We start from the raw sequence: 8,045 nt of genomic DNA on the forward strand, positions 1-8,045 counted from the left end.
GACGGGGCCCGGTTGACGACGATGACGGCCGCCGCCGCCCTCGCCGGGCACCCTGATGCGGCACGGCGGGTGGCCGAGGTGGCACTCGAGGTGGCGCGGGCCGCCCGGGACGGACGACGGCGATGACGACCGACGACCTGCCCGAGGAACTGCAGCGGGTGCACATGGTCGGCATCGGCGGCGCCGGCATGTCGGGCATCGCGCGCATCCTGTTGGACCGCGGAGGTCTGGTGTCCGGGTCGGACGCCAAGGAATCGCGCGGCGTGATCGCCCTGCGGGCCCGCGGCGCCACCATTCGCATCGGCCACGATGCCTCGTCGCTCGACATGCTGCCCGGCGGCCCGACGGTGGTGGTCACCACCCACGCGGCGATCCCGAAGACCAACCCGGAACTGGTCGAGGCGCGCAGGCGGGGGATCCCGGTGATCCTGCGGCCGGCTGTGCTGGCCAAGCTGATGGCCGGGCACACCACGGTGATGGTGACCGGAACAGCCGGTAAGACGACGACGACGTCGATGGTCATCGTGGTGTTGCAGCACTGCGGTTTCGACCCGTCGTTCGCCGTCGGCGGCGATCTGGGCGAACCCGGCACCAACGCGCACAACGGGAGTGGCGCCTACTTCGTCGCCGAGGCCGACGAGAGTGACGGATCGCTGGTGCAGTACCGGCCCGACGTCGCGGTGGTCACCAACATCGAAGCCGACCATCTCGACTTCTTCGGCAGCGAGCAGGCCTACATCGACGTGTTCGACGCGTTCATGGAGCGCCTGCAACCAGGCGGCGTGGTCGTGGTGTGTGTCGACGATCCGGGGGCCGCTGCATTCGCCGAACGCACTGCTGCACTGGGGATTCGGGTGGTGCGCTACGGGAGTGGCGATCGACCCGATCTGGCGGGCGCACTGCTGGATTGGCAGCAGCGGGGTACCAGTGCGGTCGCCACGGTGCAGTTGTCCGGGGAGAGCGGGCCGCGGACCATGCGACTTGCGGTGCCCGGCCGGCACATGGCACTCAACGCACTCGCCGCGCTGCTGGCGTCGATCCAGGTCGGCGCGGCACCCGACGACGTGCTCGAGGCGCTCGCCGGTTTCGAGGGAGTCCGCCGCCGGTTCGAGTTGGTCGGCACCGCGAACGGGGTGCGGGTCTTCGACGACTACGCACACCATCCGACCAAGGTCACGGCCGCGCTGACGGCCGTACAGGCGCTCGTCAGGGAATCGGGCGGGCGCTCGATCGTCGTGTTCCAGCCGCACTTGTACTCGCGCACAGAGGCTTTCGCGCCCGAGTTCGCGCAGGCACTCGACACCGCCGACGAGGTCTTCATGCTCGACGTGTATGCGGCGCGCGAGCAGCCGATCCCCGGGGTCAGCGGTGCCACGATCGCCGACCAGATGACCGCACCGGTCACCTACGTTCCCGACTTCTCCGCGGTGCCCGCGCGGGTGGCCGCGGCCGCCTCGCCCGGTGACGTGATCGTCACCATGGGTGCGGGCGACGTGACCATGCTGGGCAAGGAGATCCTGACAGCGCTGCAGGCGGGGTCTGACCGATGACCGGCCCCACCGACGAGCCCGACGTGGGACCGCCCGATCCCGAGACGAATCCACCCGTGCCCGAGGCGGATCCGCCCGTGGACGAGGAAAATCCGCCCGTGGACGCCGATGGGACACCCCCGTCCGCCGAGGACGCCGAGGATGTGGAGGGACCACGCCGCCGCGCCCGCCGGGAACGTGAGGAGCGCCGGGCAGCGCAGGCGAGGGCCACCGCCATCGAGGAGGCGCGTCGTGACGCGAAGCGTCGTGCGTTGGGACGCCCGGCGCAGGAGGCGAACACGCTCGGACGGGGTGCCGTCCGCGGACTGAAGCTGTTGTTGTGGACCGCGGTGATCGCAGTGCTGGTCGTCGGTCTCGGGCTGCTGTTGTACTTCACGCCCGTGATGTCGGTCCGCAACGTTGTCGTGACCGGCCTGGGTGCGGTCACCCAGGAAGAGGTGGTCGCCGCGGCGGGGGTGGCGCCGGAGACACCACTGCTGCAGGTGAACACCGACACGGTGGCCGAACGGGTGGCGGAGATCCGGCGTGTCGCCACCGTCCGCGTGCAACGCCAGTACCCGTCGACGTTGCGTGTCACGGTCGTCGAGCGAATTCCGGTCGTGGTCAAGGACTACCCCGACGGCGTGCACCTGTTCGACCGGGACGGCGTGGACTTCGCCACCGCGCCGCCCCCGCCGGGGGTGCCCTACCTCGACGTCGAGAACCCGGGTCCCACCGATCCGGCGACCCAGGCGGCGCTGCAGGTGATGACCTCGCTGCGGCCCGATGTCGCCAGCCAGGTGGGCCGGGTCTCGGCGCCGTCGGTCTCTGCGATCACGCTGACACTGGTTGATGGTCGCGTCGTGGTGTGGGGGACCACCGACCGCACCGAGGAGAAGGCACTGAAACTGGGAGCGCTGCTGACCCAGCCCGGTCAGACCTACGACGTCTCCAGCCCGGACCTGCCGACTGTCAGGTAGAGGCCCGGTCCGGCTCGGTGCGGACACGCCCGAGAAATTTGTTGGTGAAAATGTCGGCGCGCCTGCAGGGCTCCCGTGCGCGGCCGTCCTACCGTTCTGTTTGCGCGGAACAACTTGACATAACTCTAAGCCTATGGTTGAGGTTGAGAGTTTGCTTGAGGGGTTATTCCAGCGTGACGACAGGCAACCAGGCAGGAAGGGCGACCCGATGACCCCCCCGCATAACTACCTCGCTGTGATCAAGGTGGTCGGCATTGGCGGCGGCGGCGTCAACGCCGTCAACCGGATGATCGAACAGGGTCTGAAGGGCGTCGAGTTCATCGCGATCAACACCGACGCTCAGGCGCTGTTGATGAGTGATGCCGACGTCAAACTCGACGTCGGTCGGGAATCGACGCGCGGGCTCGGCGCCGGCGCCGATCCCGAGGTCGGCCGGAAGGCCGCAGAAGACGCCAAGGACGACATCGAGGAGCTGCTCCGCGGCGCCGACATGGTGTTCGTCACCGCCGGTGAGGGCGGCGGCACCGGTACCGGCGGCGCGCCCGTAGTGGCGACCATCGCCCGCAAGCTCGGTGCGCTGACCGTCGGCGTGGTGACGCGACCCTTCTCGTTCGAGGGCAAGCGGCGCAGCAACCAGGCCGGGGACGGCATCGCCGCGCTGCGGGAGAGTTGCGACACGTTGATCGTGATTCCCAACGACCGGCTCCTGCAGATGGGTGACGCCGCGGTGTCGCTGATGGACGCGTTCCGCAGTGCCGACGAGGTGCTGCTCAACGGCGTGCAGGGCATCACCGATCTGATCACCACGCCCGGGCTGATCAACGTCGACTTCGCCGACGTCAAGGGCGTCATGAGCGGCGCAGGAACCGCCCTGATGGGCATCGGCTCGGCCCGCGGGGACGGGCGCGCACTGAAGGCTGCCGAGATCGCCATCAACTCCCCACTGCTGGAAGCATCGATGGAGGGCGCGCAGGGCGTGCTGCTCTCGGTCGCCGGTGGCAGCGACCTGGGTCTCTTCGAGATCAACGAGGCCGCATCATTGGTCCAGGAGTCGGCGCATCCCGAAGCCAACATCATCTTCGGCACCGTCATCGACGACTCGCTCGGCGACGAGGTCAGGGTGACCGTGATCGCGGCGGGCTTCGACGCGGCGGGTCCCGGACGCAAGCCGGTGACCGGTGAGAACGCCGCAGCCGCCACACCGATCGCGCCGGGTAAGGCAGGCCGGGTGACCTCGACACTGTTCGAGCCGTCGGATGCCGCCAGCGTGCCGGTGCACACCAATGGCGCGACTGTCCGTATCGGCGGTGACGACGGCGGCATCTCCGACGATGACGTCGACGTGCCACCGTTCATGCGTCACTGACGCGTACTACGGTCGCGCCGTGACATTTCGGGTACGCCGCGTGACCACCACCCGCGCCGGTGGTGTGTCCAAGCCGCCGTTTGCCACGTTCAATCTCGGCGACCATGTCGGTGACGACCCGGTCGCCGTGGCAGCCAACCGACGGCGGCTCGCCGCCACTGTCGGCCTGCGTCCGGACGGCATCGTATGGATGAACCAGGTGCACGGCTCTCACGTCGAGGTCGTTGACGGCCCTCGTGAAATCGTCGACGACACAGACGGTTTGGTCACCACGACGCCGCTCTTGGCGCTGGCGGTGGTGACGGCTGACTGCGTGCCCGTGCTGATGGCCGATGTGCGGACCGGGGTGATCGCCGCCGTACACGCCGGTCGTGTCGGCGCGCAGAACGGAATCGTCGCGCGCGCAGTGGCGACGATGCTCGACGCCGGGGCGCACGTCGAGGACATCTCCGTGCTGCTCGGGCCTGCGGTGAGCGGCGGGAACTACGAGGTGCCCGCGCAGATGGCCGCCGAGGTCGAGTCGATGTTGCCGGGCAGCCGGACCGCCACCCGCCGCGGCACGCCCGGCCTGGACCTACGAGCCGGGATCGCCGCGCAGCTGCGCACTCTGGGTGTCAGGTCGATCGACGTAGATCCCCGGTGCACGGTGGAGGACAAGAATCTGTTCAGCCACCGGCGCGACGCTCCGACCGGGCGGTTGGCGTCACTGGTGTGGTTGGAGCCAGGCCCGTGACATCGGCCCGCGAACAGGAACTGAGCGAGGCGCTGGCGTTGGTCCGTGAGCGACTGTCGCGCGCGGCCGAGGCCGCCGGGCGCGACGTCGGCGAGATCGAACTTCTCCCCGTCACGAAGTTCTTCCCGGCCAGTGACGTGATGGCGCTGCGCCGGCTGGGATGCCTGGCGTTCGGCGAGTCCCGCGATCAGGAAGCTGTGCAGAAAGTCGTCGAACTCGGCGAGGTCCAGGGGGGTGAGGACATCCGCTGGCACATGGTGGGTCGCATCCAGCGCAACAAGGCACGATCGGTCGCCCAGTGGGCCTACGCCGCGCACTCTGTGGACAGCGTCAAGCTGATCACCGCGCTCGACCGGGCGTGCGCGGACGCGCTCGACCGGGGGCAGCGCGTCGAGCCGCTACGGATCTACCTGCAGATCAGTATCGACGGCGACGAGACCAGGGGCGGCGTGGACGTCGCGGCCACCGGGCGGATCGACGAGATGTGCTCCGCGGTCGATGAATCCCGCGGGTTGCGCTTCGTCGGCCTGATGTCCATCCCGCCGCTGGGTGCTGATCCCGGTGCGGCTTTTGCGCGTTTACACGAGGAGCGTGAGCGGGTACAGCACCGCTATCAGCAGCGTCTCGAGCTGTCCGCGGGGATGTCCGGCGACCTCGAGACGGCGGTCGAACATGGTTCGACATGTGTGCGTGTCGGTACCGCGCTTATGGGATCGCGACCGCTAACGTCACCCGAAGTAGTCACTCCAGTCACATCTTCATCACAGACAACAGATTCCGCTGAAAATCCGGATGCCTCGAATACCTCGACACCGCGAGAAGGGTCCTCACGATGAGCACACTGCACAAGGTCAAGGCCTACTTCGGTATGGCGCCGATGGATGACTACGAGGACGACTACTACGAGGACGACGATCGCGGCCCCGCGCGCGGCTACCGGCGCCCCCGCGAAGACCGCTTCGACGACGACGGCTACACGCGCGGGTACGACGACCGCGGGCGGGACTATGACGAACCCGCCGCGTACCGCGGTGGGTTGGACGACCCACGGTTCGAGGCCAGGTTGCGCACACCGCGTGAATTCGACCGCACCCCACCACGATTCGGCGCCATGCGGGGCTCCACCCGGGGTGCGCTGGCGATGGATCCGCGTGGGATGGCCGAACTGTTCGAAGCCGGCAGCCCGATGGCCAAGATCACCACGCTCCGTCCCAAGGACTACAGCGAGGCCCGCACCATCGGCGAGCGGTTCCGCGACGGTACGCCGGTGATCATGGACCTGGTGTCGATGGACAACGCCGACGCCAAGCGCCTCGTCGACTTCGCGGCGGGACTGGCGTTCGCGCTTCGCGGTTCCTTCGACAAGGTCGCCACCAAGGTGTTCCTGCTGTCGCCTGCCGACGTCGATGTGACCGCCGAGCAGCGCCGCCGCATCGCCGAGGCCGGCTTCTACGCCTACCAGTAGCTTTTTCCGCTTCCGCTCGGGTCGGAGCACTTCCGGTTCGGCGGGTAGGCTGACAACGTCGTGCAAGCGCCATCGGCTCTGAGCGGCACTCGCTTGTATCGCATGTCACACATCTGCCTGTAGTGAGGACGGCTGTCGTTGTCACTGTTCTTTGAAATTCTTGGTTTTGCGCTGTTCGTGTTCTGGCTGCTGCTGATCGCCCGGGTGGTGGTCGAGTTCATCCGCTCGTTCAGCCGTGACTGGCAACCCCGGGGCGCCACGGTGGTCATTCTCGAGGTCATCATGACGCTCACCGATCCGCCCGTGAAATTGCTCCGGCGGATAATTCCGCAGCTCACGATCGGTGCCATCAGGTTCGATCTGTCGATCATGGTGTTGCTGCTGGCGGCGTTCATCGGCATGCAGCTGGCGTTCGGCGCGGCGGCCTGACCTCCGGGTCCGACAACCGGATCTGCGTCCCCGGGATCGGAAATTCCAGGTCGAAAGCCGGTCGACAACATCTCGGTATTGTTGAGTTTCCCCCTTAATTGCCGCCTCGCCTGCAACCGCCGGGTCTGGTGTGACAGGATGGACGCCAGTTACTCTCCAGCAAGGCTCTACACTTTGAGATCGTTTGACGGTCCAGACTTCAAGGGGGCAGACAATGCCGCTCACACCCGCTGACGTGCATAACGTCGCGTTCAGTAAGCCACCAATCGGTAAGCGCGGCTACAACGAGGACGAGGTAGACGCGTTCCTCGACCTCGTCGAGAACGAGCTGTCCCGCCTCATCGAGGAGAACAGCGACCTGCGCCAGCGGGTCGCCGAACTCGATCAGGAGCTCGCGTCGTCGCGTTCGGGCGGCGGCGCCCAGCCGACTCAGACGATTCCAGCCTACGAGCCGGAACCCGAACCCGCACCCCCGCCACCGCAGCCGGTGTACGAGGCTCCGCCCGCGCAGCAGGCCGCGGCACCGTCGGAGGATCAGCACCTGCGTGCCGCGAAGATCCTGGGCCTTGCCCAGGACACCGCCGACAGGCTCACCGGAACCGCCAAGGCGGAATCCGACAAGATGCTCGCCGACGCACGCGCCGAAGCAGACGCGATGGTCTCCGAAGCCCGGCAGACCGCCGAGACCACCGTTGCCGAGGCCCGTCAGCGCGCCGACGCCATGCTGGCCGACGCGCAGACCCGCTCCGAAACGCAACTGCGGCAGGCTCAGGAGAAGGCCGATGCCCTGCAGGCGGACGCCGAGCGCAAGCACTCCGAGATCATGGGCACCATCAACCAGCAGCGCACGGTGCTGGAAGGCCGTCTCGAACAACTGCGGACCTTCGAGCGTGAGTACCGTACGCGCCTGAAGACCTACCTGGAGTCTCAGCTCGAGGAACTGGGTCAGCGCGGCTCGGCCGCACCTGTTGACTCCGGCGCCAACAACGAGGGCGGCTTCAACCAGTTCAACCGGGGCAACAACTAGTCACGTGCACCTCCGACTCACACCTTGCGGGGTAGGCCCATGCTGATCGTCGCGTTAGTCCTGGCAGTCATCGGCCTCGCGGCGCTGGTGACGGCCGTCGTGACGAGCAACGAGCTCATCGCGTGGGTGTGTATCGCCGCGAGTGTGATCGGCGTGGTGCTGCTGATCGTCGATGCACTGCGGGACCGGTCCAAGGGCGAGGACGGCGGCGAGGGCGCCGACGACGCAGCGAGTGACGAGACCGAAGTCATCTACGACGAGGACTACCCCGAGGAAGCCCCCGTCGCTGCCGACTACGAAGAGATCCCCGCGGAGGACTCGCCGGCCGACGTCGAACCGGTTCCTCATGATCGCGAAGAAGACACCACCGTGTTCACCCCGGAGAACGAGGCATACGGGAAACCCGCGGACGGCGACACCACCAGGAGTTGATCCTGCCGGTCACCTGTCCGTGGTGGCGCGATCGACGGTCGGCGTGGCCAGCAAGTCGCGCACCTCGTCGTCGCTGACCTGGTG

9 protein-coding genes and 1 pseudogene are annotated in these 8,045 nt (G+C 67.6%); all 10 read left to right on the forward strand.

From position 1 onward, the window contains the following. A pseudogene (locus WA965_RS09890) lies at positions 1 to 126 on the forward strand (UDP-N-acetylglucosamine--N-acetylmuramyl-(pentapeptide) pyrophosphoryl-undecaprenol N-acetylglucosamine transferase); the annotation flags it as partial. Beyond that, the gene (gene murC / locus WA965_RS09895; RefSeq protein ID WP_526294144.1) at positions 123 to 1,550 is read left to right on the forward strand and encodes a UDP-N-acetylmuramate--L-alanine ligase; all 1,428 of its coding nucleotides are present in this window, start codon (positions 123 to 125) and stop codon (positions 1,548 to 1,550) included. The pseudogene WA965_RS09890 and the gene murC, both read left to right, overlap by 4 nt. Further along, entirely contained in the window at positions 1,547 to 2,509 is a 963-nt protein-coding gene (locus WA965_RS09900; RefSeq protein ID WP_526294143.1) for a cell division protein FtsQ/DivIB, read from the forward strand. The genes murC and WA965_RS09900 overlap by 4 nt, the downstream gene beginning before the upstream one ends. A 208-nt stretch (positions 2,510 to 2,717) precedes the next feature. Beyond that, positions 2,718 to 3,875, forward strand: a complete 1,158-nt coding sequence (gene ftsZ / locus WA965_RS09905) for a cell division protein FtsZ (protein WP_526294142.1) — start codon at positions 2,718 to 2,720, stop codon at positions 3,873 to 3,875. Positions 3,876 to 3,894: 19 nt separating this feature from the next. After that, positions 3,895 to 4,608 carry a peptidoglycan editing factor PgeF gene (gene pgeF / locus WA965_RS09910; RefSeq protein ID WP_526294141.1) on the forward strand — a complete coding sequence of 238 codons (714 nt, stop codon included), beginning with the start codon at positions 3,895 to 3,897 and terminating at the stop codon, positions 4,606 to 4,608. Continuing rightward, positions 4,605 to 5,444, forward strand: a complete 840-nt coding sequence (locus tag WA965_RS09915) for a YggS family pyridoxal phosphate-dependent enzyme (RefSeq protein ID WP_526294140.1) — start codon at positions 4,605 to 4,607, stop codon at positions 5,442 to 5,444. Before pgeF ends, WA965_RS09915 begins: the two co-directional genes overlap by 4 nt. Continuing rightward, the gene (locus WA965_RS09920) at positions 5,441 to 6,073 is read left to right on the forward strand and encodes a cell division protein SepF (protein WP_526294139.1); all 633 of its coding nucleotides are present in this window, start codon (positions 5,441 to 5,443) and stop codon (positions 6,071 to 6,073) included. Before WA965_RS09915 ends, WA965_RS09920 begins: the two co-directional genes overlap by 4 nt. Positions 6,074 to 6,211: 138 nt before the next feature. Beyond that, positions 6,212 to 6,502 (forward strand): YggT family protein, encoded by a 291-nt coding sequence (locus WA965_RS09925; protein ID WP_526294138.1) that lies wholly within the window; start codon positions 6,212 to 6,214, stop codon positions 6,500 to 6,502. Positions 6,503 to 6,716: 214 nt separating this feature from the next. Then, positions 6,717 to 7,529, forward strand: coding sequence for a DivIVA-like cell division protein Wag31 (wag31, locus tag WA965_RS09930; RefSeq protein ID WP_526294137.1), 813 nt, complete (start codon positions 6,717 to 6,719; stop codon positions 7,527 to 7,529). A 39-nt stretch (positions 7,530 to 7,568) separates the two neighbouring features. Next, positions 7,569 to 7,961, forward strand: coding sequence for a DUF308 domain-containing protein (locus tag WA965_RS09935; RefSeq protein WP_526294136.1), 393 nt, complete (start codon positions 7,569 to 7,571; stop codon positions 7,959 to 7,961). Positions 7,962 to 8,045: the final 84 nt, after the last annotated feature.

This window comes from Mycobacterium sp. (assembly GCF_049683935.1).
Taxonomy (GTDB): domain Bacteria; phylum Actinomycetota; class Actinomycetes; order Mycobacteriales; family Mycobacteriaceae; genus Mycobacterium.

Coding starts and splice junctions, on each gene's coding strand:
- murC (WP_526294144.1), top strand. CDS start 123: ATGACGACCGACGACCTGCCCGAGGAACTGCAGCGGGTGCACATGGTC.
- WA965_RS09900 (WP_526294143.1), top strand. CDS start 1,547: ATGACCGGCCCCACCGACGAGCCCGACGTGGGACCGCCCGATCCCGAG.
- ftsZ (WP_526294142.1), top strand. CDS start 2,718: ATGACCCCCCCGCATAACTACCTCGCTGTGATCAAGGTGGTCGGCATT.
- WA965_RS09920 (WP_526294139.1), top strand. CDS start 5,441: ATGAGCACACTGCACAAGGTCAAGGCCTACTTCGGTATGGCGCCGATG.
- wag31 (WP_526294137.1), top strand. CDS start 6,717: ATGCCGCTCACACCCGCTGACGTGCATAACGTCGCGTTCAGTAAGCCA.
- WA965_RS09935 (WP_526294136.1), top strand. CDS start 7,569: ATGCTGATCGTCGCGTTAGTCCTGGCAGTCATCGGCCTCGCGGCGCTG.